This window comes from uncultured Algibacter sp. (assembly GCF_947495675.1).
Lineage (GTDB): Bacteria > Bacteroidota > Bacteroidia > Flavobacteriales > Flavobacteriaceae > Algibacter_B.
The window spans coordinates 1-222 of record NZ_CANLZX010000109.1 but is presented as its reverse complement, the minus strand read 5'-3'; the positions used below and the strand labels follow the sequence as shown (position 1 = coordinate 222).

At 38.7% G+C, this 222-nt stretch carries 1 protein-coding gene; it reads right to left on the bottom strand.

Annotated elements, in window-relative coordinates; translation table 11 throughout:
• Positions 1 to 222, bottom strand: a 222-nt coding sequence (locus tag Q0842_RS16285; protein WP_298500578.1) for a hypothetical protein, incomplete at both ends; no start/stop codon positions are given.

Sequence of the window (222 nt, the reverse complement as noted above, 5' to 3'; positions counted from 1 at the left end):
ACACTCTACTGTAGAACTAGCATTGGCTGGTACCACAGGTAATGTTGTTACATCAATCGTGTATGTATACGTATAAACAGATTCATTACCTGCACAATCTGTATAAGTGAACGTATAGATTTTATCTCCCTCACAAGCTGGATCTGCATTTTCAGTAATTACAGGCGTAATATCGTTACCACATACATCTGTTACAACAGGTGCTGTAGGTTGTGTAGCATC